Origin of the sequence: Parabacteroides distasonis ATCC 8503 (genome assembly GCF_000012845.1) — a bacterium.
GTDB lineage: Bacteria > Bacteroidota > Bacteroidia > Bacteroidales > Tannerellaceae > Parabacteroides > Parabacteroides distasonis.
Genome location: NC_009615.1, coordinates 2,728,629 through 2,743,820, shown reverse-complemented (window position 1 = coordinate 2,743,820; position 15,192 = coordinate 2,728,629). Strand labels below are relative to the sequence as shown.

At 42.1% G+C, this 15,192-nt stretch carries 12 protein-coding genes; 8 read left to right on the top strand and 4 right to left on the bottom strand.

The features are described from left to right. Nucleotides 1–74 precede the first annotated feature (74 nt). On the bottom strand, nucleotides 75–245 hold the full coding sequence (locus BDI_RS21060) for a hypothetical protein (RefSeq protein ID WP_005854067.1): 171 nt from the start codon (nucleotides 243–245) through the stop codon (nucleotides 75–77). A gap of 137 nt (nucleotides 246–382) precedes the next feature. On the opposite strand from BDI_RS21060, the gene BDI_RS11650 reads away from it, so the two are divergent. Then, nucleotides 383–1,120 carry a lysophospholipid acyltransferase family protein gene (locus BDI_RS11650; protein WP_008779954.1) on the top strand — a complete coding sequence of 246 codons (738 nt, stop codon included), beginning with the start codon at nucleotides 383–385 and terminating at the stop codon, nucleotides 1,118–1,120. A gap of 9 nt (nucleotides 1,121–1,129) precedes the next feature. Here the strand turns inward: BDI_RS11650 and BDI_RS11645 are convergent, their stop codons facing one another. Both BDI_RS11645 and BDI_RS11640 read right to left on the bottom strand, forming a co-directional pair. Then, the gene (locus BDI_RS11645) at nucleotides 1,130–2,617 is read right to left on the bottom strand and encodes a capsule assembly Wzi family protein (protein WP_008779955.1); all 1,488 of its coding nucleotides are present in this window, start codon (nucleotides 2,615–2,617) and stop codon (nucleotides 1,130–1,132) included. 59 nt (nucleotides 2,618–2,676) lie between these two features. Further along, a complete protein-coding gene (locus BDI_RS11640) occupies nucleotides 2,677–3,678 on the bottom strand; it encodes an alpha/beta hydrolase (RefSeq protein ID WP_011966822.1) in 1,002 nt (333 codons plus the stop codon). A gap of 222 nt (nucleotides 3,679–3,900) precedes the next feature. Here BDI_RS11640 and BDI_RS11635 point away from each other — a divergent pair, with 222 nt between their 5' ends. Further along, nucleotides 3,901–4,662 (top strand): LytR/AlgR family response regulator transcription factor, encoded by a 762-nt coding sequence (locus BDI_RS11635; protein WP_022191757.1) that lies wholly within the window; start codon nucleotides 3,901–3,903, stop codon nucleotides 4,660–4,662. A gap of 300 nt (nucleotides 4,663–4,962) precedes the next feature. On the opposite strand, the gene BDI_RS11630 is transcribed toward BDI_RS11635, so the two are convergent. Next, complete coding sequence (locus BDI_RS11630) at nucleotides 4,963–6,102, bottom strand: AAA family ATPase (protein ID WP_011966820.1); 1,140 nt, start codon at nucleotides 6,100–6,102, stop codon at nucleotides 4,963–4,965. A gap of 228 nt (nucleotides 6,103–6,330) precedes the next feature. Between BDI_RS11630 and BDI_RS11625 the strand changes: the two genes are divergently transcribed. From BDI_RS11625 to BDI_RS11600, 6 genes are all read left to right on the top strand, one after another. Beyond that, a complete protein-coding gene (locus BDI_RS11625; protein ID WP_005854080.1) occupies nucleotides 6,331–6,975 on the top strand; it encodes an HD domain-containing protein in 645 nt (214 codons plus the stop codon). A 9-nt stretch (nucleotides 6,976–6,984) separates the two neighbouring features. Beyond that, nucleotides 6,985–7,578, top strand: a complete 594-nt coding sequence (locus BDI_RS11620) for an RNA polymerase sigma factor (protein WP_005854082.1) — start codon at nucleotides 6,985–6,987, stop codon at nucleotides 7,576–7,578. 35 nt (nucleotides 7,579–7,613) lie between these two features. Further along, complete coding sequence (locus tag BDI_RS11615; protein WP_005854084.1) at nucleotides 7,614–8,603, top strand: FecR family protein; 990 nt, start codon at nucleotides 7,614–7,616, stop codon at nucleotides 8,601–8,603. Nucleotides 8,604–8,816: 213 nt separating this feature from the next. Next, a complete protein-coding gene (locus BDI_RS11610) occupies nucleotides 8,817–12,194 on the top strand; it encodes a TonB-dependent receptor (protein WP_011966819.1) in 3,378 nt (1,125 codons plus the stop codon). 4 nt (nucleotides 12,195–12,198) lie between these two features. Beyond that, nucleotides 12,199–13,758 carry a RagB/SusD family nutrient uptake outer membrane protein gene (locus BDI_RS11605; protein WP_008779962.1) on the top strand — a complete coding sequence of 520 codons (1,560 nt, stop codon included), beginning with the start codon at nucleotides 12,199–12,201 and terminating at the stop codon, nucleotides 13,756–13,758. Nucleotides 13,759–13,781: 23 nt separating this feature from the next. Beyond that, a complete protein-coding gene (locus BDI_RS11600) occupies nucleotides 13,782–15,188 on the top strand; it encodes a sulfatase family protein (RefSeq protein WP_011966818.1) in 1,407 nt (468 codons plus the stop codon). Nucleotides 15,189–15,192 lie beyond the last annotated feature (4 nt).

The window sequence follows — 15,192 nt, the reverse complement described above, 5'->3', positions numbered from 1 at the left end:
TGATTCAAAAAAAGGATGTGCGTAACAATGAGGCACATCCTTTTTCATTTCCTTTTAAATCTAAGTAGCGTGTATTATTCTACTCGTTTGTTGATTACGATATGACCAAAATAGCCAAGGAGAACCAATCCCAGACCTGTAAGTAGAATACTATTTGTCATACCACCGGTGAAAAACGGTACAGCCAAAACTGCCGCACCAATAATGAGTACGATCACTCCTAGATTTTTAATTAACTCATTCATGGTTATAGATATTTTATAATTATTTTCTTTTCTACCGCAAATAAAGCAATAATAACCCGATCGTGAAAATATTTTCGGAGAAAAATAATGAAACGATTGAAATTAGCTTCTATATTTGTGTTATAATATAGTTACGTATGGGAAGAATACTTTACATAGTTTATTTGTGGCTGTTTTTTGTACCTGTATTTCTGGTACTGACTATACTTACGGCTGTGACGGTTATCATCGGTTGTCTATTGGGGGGAGAGAAAATCTTCGCTTATTATCCGGGTATGATCTGGTCTCGATTGACTTGCTATCTGGCGCTTTGTCCGGTGACGGTAAAAGGGCGTGAGCATATAGACCGGAAACAATCGTATGTTTTCGTAGCAAATCATCAAGGTGCGTTTGATATTTTCTTGATATATGGTTTCTTAGGCGTTCCCATTAAGTGGGTGATGAAGGCGGGTATCGCTAAAATTCCATTTGTCGGGGCCGCTTGCCGTGCCGCCGGTTTTATCTTTGTCGATAATTCTACGCCGAAGGCTGCCGCTCGTAGTGTTTTGGAGGCGGAGCGTTGTCTTCGGAACGGGGCTTCCGTGGTTGTTTTCCCGGAAGGTTCGCGTACGTATACCGGGAAAATGATCCGTTTCAAGAAAGGGGCTTATCAAATGGCGCTAGATCAGCATTTGCCTATTATTCCGATCACCTTAAACGGGCCGTTTGATGTCTTGCCGATCGGGTCGTTGAATGTCCATCGTCATCGGATGGAGATGGTGATCCATCCGGCGGTTTCTACCGAGAATATAGACACTTCCCACAAAGGAATGCAAGCGTTCGCTGATCAGACTCAAGAAATCATAGCATCTGCCTTGTGGGAAGAATATAAATAATTTAGGTTATTATTTCCAGCTTTTCAAGATGCCACGTTTCGCTACTTTCAGGCTGAATCCGAAGTTATCGCCGAACATGGAACCGGCATCAGCTGCCAAAGACCCTGTAAATTCCCATCCCGATAAACGGGGATGTTGATAAGAGATATCTAAAAGTCCGGAAGCTCCTCTTTTCTTGCTAAGGAAAGGGGTGGCATGTCTACCCCAACTATTCATCACGGTGACTAATACCCGATAAGATACTTGTGAGGAGATAGCGCCTTCCGCACCGAAATGCCAGTCACGAACACGGTTGTTCTTGAATCCTAATGAACCGTTCTCGTTATACTCCGGACTTGGGATCAGAGGAGAACCTATCGCCCGGTTAAAATAAGAGGCTCCGGTAGTGTATTCTCCGTTGTTATAATAATCATCACCACCGCCACCTACGCCGGGATGTAGGTCGTGATCAAAATCGATGAAGTGGAACTGTCCGCTTTGGTCTCTTGTAACCAGATACTCCACGACCACCTTACGCAACCACGGGAATTTTGGTAAATCCAATTGTCCTCCCCATAATCCGTCGGTATTGTTTACGAATATCATACCGGATTTATCCTCGAAGAAATGTTGGTAATAGGCGGATACTTGCCAGTTAGGTTGTGTAAAAGCCAATTTGAAATCGTAAGAGCCATAATGATTACCCAGTACGTTGATTTGATCGGAGACTGTTGCGTCGCCACCCCCTTCGCTGCCGCAAATAACCCGGATAAGGTCCTTGATGGATTGAGGCTGCTTTCCGATCTTAGGATTGGTTGAGGTTCCTCCCCATTGTGCCCAATGCTGTACTCCGATTACACCGGATAACGGGAAGTCATTGCGTGTATCCTTAATCTGTACAAATAATGATTTATGATGCCATAAAACGTTATCTACATAAGTCTGCTTATTGTTTGTGAAGTTAGCCAGATAATCCTTGTCGAAAGAACGACCGACGGCAAAGTCTCCTTTGACTTGCATCCAGCCTTTAGTTAAAGGAACGACGGTAAATTCCGGAATGCTGATGTTCACTTCCGGAATCGGGCGGGCATTGGCGGATTGCACGATATCGCCCGAGCTAAGCCAACGATCCCAAAGTGAATTATAGCGTTCCTTGCTTCCTACACTCAATAGCAAGCATTTGTAACCTAACTCGGCATATATTTGTTGGATAAAGAAATTGCGATGACGAGGAACTGCGGCCACTACGTCTAATCCGGCTCCCCAGCGAAAACCTTTGCCAAAAGTTTGATTATGGAATACTCCCGCATTCAAATATCCGTTATTCGCTTCCAAAGGAACAATTCCGTATCGATTGCTAACCATCCAGAAAGGGGCATTGTCGCCACTAGCTACCGATCCGAATATTTCGGCCTTGTAGGTAGTCGCTTCCGGAGTTGTCTCTTCTTCTTGAGCGAAACTAGCCGTTGCCATCCCCAGACAAGTCAGACCTATAAAAATTGATCGCACTGATTTCATGTATATATAAATGTTTTGTCTGGGCGCAAAGGTAAGGATTTATATGTTTGGTGCAACCATTATTGTTTCTTTAACCACTCGAATATAGTTTGATAGGCATCGTTCCGATAGGGCTTTTGAGATAGGATCAGATCGTGGATGCCGTTTGGAATGGTATCTCTCGTGACTTTGTCTCCTAGTTTCTCCCCGTATTTTTGAATGTCTTGAACATCCAAGACGATGTCGGAGGTCATGTATTCCTCATGCCATGTCTCTGTCTCCGGAAAAGATTTGTTGGAAGACATCACTAGTATCGGACAATCCAGTTTTAGCCCTTTTTGTACCGTCTGTTGCGCTTCTTGTATGGCTTTGATCCATCCGGCTTTTTTCGGATGCCCGAATATCATTTTCCAGTTCGTATCAAATTCCCATTCTCCTTTATACTGCTTAAGCAGGCTATAAGCGTAATTCGGATCACCCAAACCTTGTACGGTAAGATTCGGAAATAGCCTCCCGACAAACGCAACGGTTGGCAGTACGACTTTCTCCATAAACCATCCGAAATTCCAATCTAGAAAAGGGCTGTTCAAGATAAGCCCGTCTATCGGTAACTCCCCTTTCTTGCTATTCAAATAATAAGGTGTGATCAACCCGCCCGTAGAATGCGCCATTAATAATATCCGTTCATTACCTTCGGACCGGATGGTGGCTAAAGCGGTATCGATATCAGCGAAATACTCTTTTAGGCTCTTGCAAAAGAACGGGTTTTGATTGGGTAATATCGAACGTCCGTATTTCCGCAAGTCCATCGCATAGAAATTATATCCGTGAGCGTTTACGCTATCCCCTAATTGTTTCTGGAAAAAATAGTCATTATAGCCATGGATATACAGCACGGCCTGTTTTACGCTATCCAGTTGAGGTTTCTTGACCAGTGTGCAAACTACCTTCCCCTCATAATCATCCGGCATCTGGAAGGTACGGCGTAAATAACCATCTCCCAATACATCGGGTACGTATTGGGCATATACCTCGCATAAAATGAAACAGAGGAATATAATAAGATTTATTTTTCGAGACATAAATATATTGTTTCTATTTTATAACTGTATTTGCAAAGATAGGGTTTATCAATCAATGGTAATTAACCAAGATCATAAAATAAAAAATGACAGATAAGCATGAAAAACGATAGGATAAACGTAAATATTGCAACTTATACGTAAAAAGCACTATTTATGGTAAGTCGTTAATTTTTTATCTTAACAATAAATATTTTACTTTGTTGGAAAATGGAAGCGTGTATGGAACCGGAAATAACAGTAATAATCATAGATGATGACCTTGGATCGATTCAAAAATTGCAAAACGATCTATTGGCCTTCTCGGAAATAAGGATATTGGATACAGCGACAACGGCGGAATTGGGCAAGAGGCATATCCTTAAGTATCAACCGGATTTGGTGTTTTTGGATGTGGAACTTCCGGACATGTCTGGCTTTGATTTGCTGGATGATATACGGGATGATATTCTTCCGAACTTGAGAGTCGTTTTCTATACGGTATACGATAAATATATATTGGATGCCCTACGTGCCTCTGCGTTTGATTATTTGTTAAAACCTTATTTAATTGATGAGTTAGCGGCACTCATCGAACGTTTTCATACGACAGAACCTGCGGATGTTGCCTGCATGGAGAGATCTTTGCGGAAAATATTGAATCGGGATAGTCGATTTGCGATCCAAACCGTCTCGGGTCTTTTACTAGTCCGTTGTGAGGAGATATTCCTGTTTCAGTTCTTGGGAGACCAACGTTGCTGGCAGATTGTCTTGACTTCCCGTACTACTCATAAACTAAAAATGAGCACGACAGCGAAAGATTTGTTGTCTATCAATAATACGTTTGTTCAAATAAGCCAAGATTGCATTGTGAACTTGACTTATTTGATGTTCATCGAGAATAAGACCTTACGATGCGAGTTCTATCCCCCCTTCCAAGAGGAGGAGAGGATCGCCTCGCATCGCTATTTTAAACAACTGAGAGAACGGCTGGATATTATTTGATGGTTACTCTTCTTTTCTCCCTAATTTTATCTGTTTTGCAGGGTGTAATAGGCTTCTGAAGTGAATAACTAACGGCTTGTCGAGTGAATAACTAACGGCTATACCTAGCCGCTAGTTAACGGCTTGGGAAGTGAATAACTAATCACTTGAGAAGCCTTTTGCAAGCGATTAAGTATGTTGTCTAAATAATTCATTTTCACCGCATAAGGAATTTACATTTCAAGTCGTAAATTATTTACTTCAGTAACGGATAGTGCCTACTAAGATTTGCTTATTTTCTGACATTTACATACAAGAGAGTCAATATATTCTAGCCATCCAATCCGCGAAAAAGTAGTCATATACCCTATAAAAGCCATCTTCCTGTGTTATCAAATCATTTTTCAACAGAGGTTTGACCGCAGATTGTACAGAACTGGCTGAGGGTAGCTTGTATTTTTTGATAAATGCTGATGACGTGAGACCTTCTGCTCTGCCCTCTTTGGCGATAGCTTGTAAAACAAGTTTTTGTTTGGGAGCAAGATTGGCAAGTAGATCCTTGTAACTACTTTCTTGTGTTAGAATCACATTCTTGCGGGCTATTTCTATCTTATCCATACCACAACGCTCACCTTCTTCGGTCAATGCGAAAAGTTCGTTCATTATCATTTGCACAAACCAAGTATAGCCATCGAACATCCGATAAACTTCTTCTATTACGGATTTGTCGATAAGCTTTCCCCTTTGCTCAAAAAGCCGGTTGGCGAACTCCACATAGATATGAATGGGTATTGGCTCAAGTCCTATACTAATAGCGCTTTGATAAAAAGGCTTGGAAGAGGAATTAAACATATTACTCATCAAATGGCGTTTACTGCCGGAGAAGATAAACATAGTCTGCTTGCATTGTTGAATCTTGGTTCGCAACAACGCTTCTACATTTTTCTCCTCATAGCCGCCAATTTGTTGGAACTCATCGATCGCCACGATACATGGTTTATCTGCGGTCTCTAGATAAGCGAAGATCTCATCAAGTGTTGTTTGTGGTGCTTGAATGTCTCCTAGCCCAATATCAAAACAAGGTTCTCCGGTTACCATATCCAGTTTAAAACCCGCACGCAATGAGGTTATGATTTGAAAGAACCGTTCCGTCCAAACCGTTTTCTTTGGCTTCAATTCGTCATAGATGGCTTTTCCTAATAGATATACGAACTCTGTTAATGAAGTAGTGGCATAAATATCCACAAAGAACGCATGATAATTTTTTTCTATCGATTCTTGATGAAAAAGATGTTGGATCAATCCGGTCTTACCCAAACGGCGTGGAGAAATCAATGCGACATTACGTCCGTTCTCAATCTGTTTAATCAAGAAGCTTGTCTCTCCCTCACGGTCACAAAAATATTTGTCTGATACATATCTACCCACGACAAAAGGATTCATCATTGCGATTGTCTCCATAATATAAATACATTTTATTGCAAATATAATAATTATATCCATAATAAAGAAAGGAAACGGTATGTTTCACTTGCACGTGTGGGAGTCCGTATTAAATAATTTGATATAGAGTGATTTAATTCGATTATTTATATATCTTCGCATTGTAGAAACCGCCGTTTCGGAAACAGCGGTTTCGGAACTGTGTATTATTGCCATGCGTAAAGATTAATCTTTAGTATCGAAAGAATGGAAAAACAATCATTTATCGCTCTAGTAAAGCGTTATTATCCTTGGATCTGCAGTATGGAGAAGGCTGCTTTTCGTATACATGATGATGTGAATCAGAAATATGATCATGTGTTGCCTTATGGATTTCATCTGAAAATGACGGTATCGTATGTCTCTCGCTACGGATATCTGGTAGCTGAGACCGAGGCGGATATACTGATTTTGTATGCCTCTGCTTTTCTGCATGATACGATAGAAGATGCACGGATGACCTATAATGATGTCGTGAAATTCCTGAAAGAGTTCAAGGGGGGAGGCTTTGTCTTGCCAGAAGGCGTGAGACAGCACTTGGAAGACCAAGTTCCGGAAATCGTATACGCCTTAACGAATGAAAAAGGACGAAACCGGGGAGAACGGGCGAATGACCTGTATTATCAAGGAATACGGCAGACTAAATTCGCTTCTTTTATAAAAATGTGTGATCGGCTGGCGAATATCCAATATACGATGATGTTTGTTTTTGCGAACCGGATGTTGGATGTTTACCGTAAAGAGTATCCGGAATTTATCCGATCGATCAGTGAAGGTGCGGTTACACAGGTGCCGGATGCCATGAAGGAGGAAGCGGAACGTCTGTTAAATAGCGAATCGTATATTATATAGTCTCCTCGAATGTCTTTTTTTCAGAAATCCATACGGAGCGATGAAGATCTGCTCACCTCATTGAGGCAGGGGAGCGAGGATGCGTTTACTGTTATTTATGAGCGGTATCATAAATTATTGTATGTGTTGGCCTATAAATATTTGAAAAGTACATATTCTTCGGAAGATGCCGTACAGCAAGTTTTTCTGAAATTGTGGGAGGCACGTTCCCTACTGATGGTGAACGTGAATTTAAGGAACTATCTCTATACAATGCTAAAGAATCACGTATTAAATGAGATCCGGAATAATAATAGCGCCGTAGAGAAAAATTATGAGATCGTACAATCAGCGCCGGAATATGAGGATGAACTGCTTATAAAGATAGAGGAACAAGATATGATGTCTCATTTTTACCAAGCGATCGATCATTTGCCGGAGCAGAAACGCCAAGTCTGTCTGTATAAGCTGAAAGGGAATCTATCTAATCAAGAAATCGCCGATAAGATGAATATCTCGGTCCCCACGGTAAAAACACATTATGCGCAAGCGATAAAAATACTGCGGGCACATTTCGAGAGACTATTTTTATTTCTTTTATATTTGTGGAACTCATCCTATTGATGGCTTTGCGTGTCAATTGATAAAAGAAAATGAATATGAAAATACCCGATCTATCGATCATAGAGAAAACGCTAAATAATGAGGCTACTTCCGAGGAGTCTTGTGAGGTTGTTCGTTGGTTTAAGACCCCGGAAGGACAGGCATGGCTTGCTGAGCGTATCGATCAGGATGAGAAAACGATTCATATGGGGGAGGAAGAGGCATGGATCGACCATCCGATACCCTCAGCCGTAATGTATCAGAATATTATGCGGCAACTCCGCCGACAAAAAATACGCCGTTTTATAGCGTATGCGGCTGCGGTCTTTATACCGATCGCTTTAATTATAGGACTTTTCATACGCATAAACTCACAAGTGGATTTGTTGGCGGATGATGGCTATGACGAGGTGTACGTACCTAATGGGGAACGCATGCAAGTGCTTTTTCAAGATGGGAGTAAGGTCCATTTGAATTCGGGAAGCCGTATTCGTTATCCGAAAAAATTCGGTCTCTCCGAACGTAAGGTTTATTTGGAAGGAGAGGCTTGGTTCGAGGTCGCCAAGAACAAGAATCGGCCTTTTATCGTGGATCTTTCTTATATGGATATAAAAGTGTTGGGTACTACCTTTGATGTGAAAGCCTATCCGGAGGAAGAAGCTATATTCGTCGCTTTAGAGACAGGATCTATCGAGTTGAAATCAAGATCCTTCAAATCTTATCAATTACGCCCGGGAGAAAAAGCGGTTTATAACAAGGCTTCCGGACGTTGTGAGGTACTCCGTTCCCACGATGTCAAGATGTATTCGGCATGGAGACGTAATGTGCTCGTATTTAAGAGCGCCCCTTTATCGGACGTAATGAAAACATTGGCTCGAACTTATGATATATCCTTTGACGTGAAGGATTCTGCCGCTTTGCGATATACGTATACGATAACGACTGATAGCGTCAATTTGACCACGGTATTAAAAGAATTGGAAAAAATCACGCCTGTACTATTCGAGGAAAAAGGGGGCAAGATAGAAGTCCGGATGAAAAAATAAAAAAATTAGCTATAACGACTCATCCTTTTAGATTTGTCGTGTGTCTATTTGATAGGAGAGCAGGAAACAGAGTGTTAACCTTAAAATAGATATGCGTATGGATTCCTCATAAATAGATAACATAAGAACAGCCGAAAAGCTCCTACCCTTTTCGGCTGCCGGTCGTATTAAAAATAAATTTCTAATACCAACTATTAAAATCAATACAAATATATGAAAGAAAAGCAAGAAAGCCCTCGGCGTAGGTGCCTTTTAATATTAATTGAGAAAATACCGAATGCCATGAAGTTAACCTTTCTATTTTTAGTCATATCCTTGCTGAGTTTCACGGCTACCGCCTCGGCTCAGCGGGTTTCTATTGTGCTGGACAATGCGAAAGTGGAGAAAGTTTTAGCTACCATCACCCACCAAACCGGGTTGAGTGTTGCGTATAGCAAACAAATCGTAGATTTGAATCGGAGAGTGAGCGTTAATTTTACGAATGCAGAATTGACAAATGTATTGGATAAAATAACGGAGGGCACGTCATTAAGTTATGAAGTTAAAAATGGAAAGATCTACTTATTTGAAAAACCTCTAGCGAATGCGGTCACCCAGCAAGCCAAAAAAATAACGGGTGTTGTTGTCGATTCAAAAGGGGAACCTATCATTGGAGCGAATGTTGTGGAGAAAGGTACTACAAATGGTACGATAACAGACTTTGATGGTAAATTTATTTTGGAGGTATCGGATAATGCGACACTTCAATTTTCTTATATCGGCTTTATGCCAACAACTGTCGCTATTGCGGGACAGACTTCATTGAATGTACGTTTAAGGGAGGATACACAGGCTTTGGAAGAGGTTGTGGTTGTTGGTTATGGAACCCAGAAGAAGGTGAATTTGACGGGTTCTGTTTCTTCAGTCAAATTTGATGAGGAATTGGCGAACCGTCCGATCACTGATGCTTCTCAAGCACTTTCCGGAAAGGTTTCCGGCGTGTGGATCAGCCAGAATTCGGGTAAGCCGGGAGATGATGGAGCGCAATTGAGAATTCGTGGCTGGGGTACATTGAATAATTCGGACCCGTTGGTGATTATTGACGGAGTAGAAGGGGTATTCAGCCAAGTAAATCCGAGTGACATCGAAAGTATCACAGTCTTGAAGGATGCGGCTAGTGCGGCTATTTACGGATCAAAGGCCGCTAACGGTGTCGTTTTGGTTACGACGAAGATGGGAAAGAATAATGAGAAAACCCAAGTAGAGTTGAACTCTTACGTCGGAATGCAGCAGATCGGACGTCATTTTGATTTAGTGACGAATAGCGCCGAGCATATGACTATGGCGAATCAAGCTTTGGTGAATGGGGGAGAGAACCCTCTTTTCTCGGAAACATTGATCTCTAATTTCGCTAATGGAACAGATACTTATAAATACCCGAATACGGATTGGTATGACTCTCTTTATCGGAATGCTTTAATAACAGGGCATAATTTATCCATTCGCGGTGGATCGGAGAAACTATCTTCCTTCTTGTCTTTGAACTATTTGAGTCAGGAAGGTATTTTGATGAACTCTAAGGCGGAGCGGTTCGGTATCCGGGCAAATGTGGAGTATAAAGTGAATTCATGGTTGAGAGTTGGCGCTCGTTTGAATTATACTCGTAGGAATTCCCAAGAGCCTTTTGATTTGTTCCGTGTATTCGAACAGCAACAAGGTGCGGCTCCTTTCATCGCTCCATATACCCGGGATGGCCGTTTCGGTTCGGTAGAAGCGATTAAGGATGATGGTACTTTATTGTATACGACTTATCAGCCGGTTATAGACGCTTCGAACGGGGCGACTAAAACATCCAAGGATTATATGGCTGTAAATGCTTTCGCTACCGTAGATTTTACGAAAGACTTGAACTTACAAGTAACATGGGCCTCTAATGGCAATTGGAAAATGGTTGATAAATATAATGAGACCCTTTATGGATATACGGATTCTGGCATAGAGACGATACCGAAAAATTACAATCGTGATGGTATTGTGTTGAGTAGAGAGCAAGTATCGACTATGCGTAATAATTTCCAAGCGACATTAAACTATAGCAAGCGATTTGCGGATAAGCATTATGTTGCCGCTATCCTTGGTACCCAATTGGAGAATTACAGTATAAAGAACGTATTTGCCCGAAGAACCAACCCACCCAAAGAAGGATTAACCCAAGTGGATGCGGGAACGGAAGGTATCAAGGGAGAGGGAAATTTTGAAGGTCTACGCATGGCATCTTATTTTGGTCGATTGAATTATGCCTTTGCGGATAAATATTTATTTGAGATGAATCTCCGTGCCGATGCCTCCTCTCGTTTTAAACGGGGAAATCGCTGGGGTGTTTTTCCGGGCTTCTCTGCAGGATGGCGTTTGAGTGAAGAGGCGTTTATTAAGAACCTGAATCTGTTTTCTAATTTGAAACTACGTGCGTCGTGGGGACAATTAGGCAATCAAACCATTGAAGGATATTGGCCTTATTTAACAGTGATCTCCCAAAATTATGACTTGAGTTATAATTATGGAGGCTCATTGGCTCCGGGTGCTGCCGTAACCGCTTTGGTGGATGAGGATATTACTTGGGAAACTACCTCTTCCTTGGATATTGGCGTGGATTTGGGCTTCTTAGGTAATAAGTTGAATATAGAAGCTGATTACTTCAATAAAAAAACAACCGATATTATCGTTCAATTGCCAATACCAAACGTATTAGGGGATAAGACCGCACCGTTTGAGAATGTGGGCGAGATGAAAAATAATGGTTTTGAGTTAGTCGTGAATTATGATAATCTTGAGACGAGCAGAGATCGCCTTGGATTTAACGTAGGACTAAACTTTACGTATATCGATAATAAAGTAACGAAATTTCAAGGTGGAAACTCTCCGGACCAGCTTTATTTGATTCGTGAGGGATATCCGTATAAGGCTTTGTATGGCTATAAAGCGGTTGGCATCTATCAATCGGACGAAGAAGCCGCTCAACATATGCATAGCAATGGGCTTAAGCCGGAAATGGGAAATCTGAAATACGAGGATGTTAATAATGATGGAAAATTAGACTATCAAGATAAACAAGTACTTGGTAATACGATTCCTAAAATTACGTATGGACTTACTGCCGGCTTACGCTATAAAGGGTTTGACTTAAATATCTTATTCCAAGGTTTGGGACAGGCGAATGCGTTTACGAAGAGCGGCATGACCCGTATGCAATACGAATGGCTGACTATTTCTGATAAATGGCGGGATGCGTGGAGCCCAGAGAATCCGGACTCAAATATACCGATGCTTCGGTTTGACTCTTCATGGGACACGTATGACTCCTCATTTTGGGTACATCGTATCGATTTCTTGAAATTGAAGAACTTACAATTAGGTTATGCGTTCCCTGAATGGATTACCTCAAAGCTAAAAATGCAACGGTTGTATGTATATGCGAATGCCCAGAACCTGTTTACGATTATGTGGAAAAAAGGGTATGAAGGATATGATCCGGAAAGAAATACGTTTGATTCGGGTACCAATTATTACCCGACTCCGAGAATATTTACATTTGGTATAAATCTTAATTTCTAAAAGTATGAAACAGTTATTAGCATATTGCTTATCAATTATACTATGTGTCTCTTTCACGGGATGTATGGAGAATTATTTGGATTTGTATCCTGAGGATAAGATTACTTCGGCGAGTTTCCCGGAAAATGAATCGGATATCAAACTCCTTTTAAATGGTGTCTATGCTCAATTGAGGGAAAAAGAGGTTTATAATCAAGGCTTGTTTGGCTTTGGCATAACGGATGGAGCTACCCCTAACGCATTTAACTGGGGAACGGATGAGGTTTTTAATAAGTTGGGTGCCGGGCGATTGAGCTCTAGTGACGGAGGAGTCGTAACGTATCGTTGGAAAAGATGTTACGAGATAATCTCCCGGGCAAACTATTTGTTGGCCTGTATGGATTTAGTGGATTTATCGGAAGAAGCGAAAGCCAAATATTCAGGTGAGACTCATTTTCTACGGGGACTGGCTTATTCCGTGCTAGCGGAAACCTATGGTGGGGTACCTATTATATTGACGGACATTTCCACGGAAGAAGCTCGTAGCTTGAAGCGGGCGAGTTTGGAGGAGACTTGGCAACAAGCGCTGGATGATTATGAGGTTGCGATCACCAATCTGGGAGTGGATGCTCCTGAGCCGGGGCGTGCTACCAAGGGGGCGGCTTTAGGTATGAAAATGCGAGCCTACTTATACCAAGGTAAATACAAGGAGGTTCTGTCTTGTGTCGAGCAAATTGATGCGTTGAAGAAATATGGTCTATTCCATAGTTATGAGGGTTTGTTTGATCCGGCTAATGAGAACAATAAGGAAGTATTGTTTGATATCCAATATATTGAAGGCGAGAATTCGCAAGGTTCCTATATTGACCAGTATTGCGGAACGGGTACCGGAAGTTGGACCCGTGGAAGCCGTTATGTCCCTACGGATGATTTGGTAGCGGCTTATGAGACGATCGACGGCTCTCCTGTAGATCCCGAGAATCCTTATGAGAACCGGGATCCTCGTTTAGGTTTCACGGCTGTACTTCCGGGTTCTTATTTCTTGGGCTATCGTTTCCCTAATTACCTGTATCCGGGAGGTGCGTTTAATCATGCCGGTAATCGGTTGAAACATTTAAGTACCCGTAAATATCGGATTCAGGATGAGTCAAAGCTTCCTCCTTCCGGGCAGTCTTATATCAATGATATCATACTGAGATATGCGGATGTCTTATTGTCAAAAGCGGAGGCGATTATTGAGACGAATGGAAATGTGGCGGATGCGATCGCTATCCTTAACCGGATCCGTACGGAAAGGGATGACGTTAAGATCTCTTTGCTGCCGACATCTATGAGCCGTGAGGAGGCTCGTGAGAAAGTGAGACATGAGAGACGGATTGAGTTAGCATTAGAAGGACGTTATTGGTCAGATGTAAAACGTTGGAAAATCGGTAAGGAACTTTACCCTATGATTATTAAGGATCATGAGGGTAGCGTGATCGAGACGAAGTTCCCAAATGGCTATTTGGAATATTACGATTTATTACCGATTCCTGATAGCGAGCGTTCTTTGAATCCGAATTTGGATCAGAATCCGGGTTGGTAATGTGCAACTAAAAGAAAAATGAAATGAAACTTATATCTAACATAATATCGGTATTAGCCTTTTCAGGAGCGGCCGTGGCTACTCAAGCGGCGGAAAGGCCAAATGTGATCATCGTATTTATCGATGATTTCGGATATGGGGATTTAGGTTGTTACGGGAGTACGAAGCATCGTACTCCCCATATCGACCAGATGGCTAAAGAGGGAATACGACTGACCGATTTTTATGTGGGTTCGAGCGTGAGCACACCTTCCAGATCGGCTTTATTGACAGGGTGTTATCCAAGGCGAGTCTCCATGCATGTAAATGCGGACCCTACACCTTTGATGTCCAAAGGGAGGCAAGTGCTATTTCCAGCTTCGCATAAAGGCTTGAATCCCGGTGAGATAACGATCGCCGAGTTGATGAAGGAGCAGGGATATGCGACGGCTTGTATCGGGAAATGGCATCTAGGGGATCAATTGCCATTTCTTCCTACCCGGCAGGGTTTCGACTACTATTATGGTATTCCTTATAGTAACGATATGGATCGTCCGTATTGTCCGTTACCCTTGATGGAACAGGAGGAGGTAATAGTGGCTCCTGTCGGTCATGATTCCTTGACGATTCGTTATACCAATAAGACTGTGGAGTTTATAAAGTCTCATAAGGAATCTCCGTTCTTTATTTACTTGTGCCATAATATGACTCATAATCCGTTAGCGGCTTCTCCCGCTTTCAAGGGAAAGTCTCAGAACGGACTCTATGGAGATGCGACCGAGGAATTGGATTGGTCGATGGGAGTCTTGCTTGAGACTTTAAAGGAGGAAGGATTGGATCAAAATACCTTGATTATCTTTACTTCCGATAATGGTGCGGATGAACACTTCGGTGGTACGAACCGTCCGTTGAGAGGCCAAAAGGGTACGACGTATGAAGGTGGGTTCAGGGTGCCTTGTATAATGAGATGGCCCGCTAAAATACCGGCGGGACAGGAGACTGATAATCTGGTGACTTCGATGGATTTCTTACCGACATTGGCGCATTATTGCAGTTATGCGGTTCCTTCCGACCGGGTGATAGATGGGCATAATGTGTCTGGAATCTTGGAGGGAGAATCGATGGCATCGCCCACGGAGACTTTCTATTATTACCAGAAACAACAATTACAGGCGGTACGTTGGGGAAACTGGAAGTATCATTTACCTTTGAAGGAACGTATCAAAGGCCCTCACTTCCCGGATACGGAAGTCGGTGAAGCTCGTTTATATAATTTGGCGAATGATTTGTCGGAAACAACCAATGTCATCGATAAACATCCCGAAGTAGTGACGAAGATGAATCAATGGATCGAACAGGTTCGTAGTGATATGGGAGATTGGGGATATGAAGGCCGGAACCAGCGTCCTGCCGGTATTATAGATGAACCTTTTCCCCGTTTACTTAAATAAAAAG

Excerpts from the sequence above, each read along its gene's own strand:
- BDI_RS11605 (WP_008779962.1), top strand. The coding sequence starts at position 12,199 with ATGAAACAGTTATTAGCATATTGCTTATCAATTATACTATGTGTCTCT.
- BDI_RS11610 (WP_011966819.1), top strand. The coding sequence starts at position 8,817 with ATGAAAGAAAAGCAAGAAAGCCCTCGGCGTAGGTGCCTTTTAATATTA.
- BDI_RS11635 (WP_022191757.1), top strand. The coding sequence starts at position 3,901 with ATGGAACCGGAAATAACAGTAATAATCATAGATGATGACCTTGGATCG.
- BDI_RS11620 (WP_005854082.1), top strand. The coding sequence starts at position 6,985 with ATGTCTTTTTTTCAGAAATCCATACGGAGCGATGAAGATCTGCTCACC.
- BDI_RS21060 (WP_005854067.1), bottom strand. The coding sequence starts at position 245 with ATGAATGAGTTAATTAAAAATCTAGGAGTGATCGTACTCATTATTGGT.
- BDI_RS11650 (WP_008779954.1), top strand. The coding sequence starts at position 383 with ATGGGAAGAATACTTTACATAGTTTATTTGTGGCTGTTTTTTGTACCT.
- BDI_RS11615 (WP_005854084.1), top strand. The coding sequence starts at position 7,614 with ATGAAAATACCCGATCTATCGATCATAGAGAAAACGCTAAATAATGAG.
- BDI_RS11625 (WP_005854080.1), top strand. The coding sequence starts at position 6,331 with ATGGAAAAACAATCATTTATCGCTCTAGTAAAGCGTTATTATCCTTGG.
- BDI_RS11640 (WP_011966822.1), bottom strand. The coding sequence starts at position 3,678 with ATGTCTCGAAAAATAAATCTTATTATATTCCTCTGTTTCATTTTATGC.
- BDI_RS11645 (WP_008779955.1), bottom strand. The coding sequence starts at position 2,617 with ATGAAATCAGTGCGATCAATTTTTATAGGTCTGACTTGTCTGGGGATG.
- BDI_RS11600 (WP_011966818.1), top strand. The coding sequence starts at position 13,782 with ATGAAACTTATATCTAACATAATATCGGTATTAGCCTTTTCAGGAGCG.
- BDI_RS11630 (WP_011966820.1), bottom strand. The coding sequence starts at position 6,102 with ATGGAGACAATCGCAATGATGAATCCTTTTGTCGTGGGTAGATATGTA.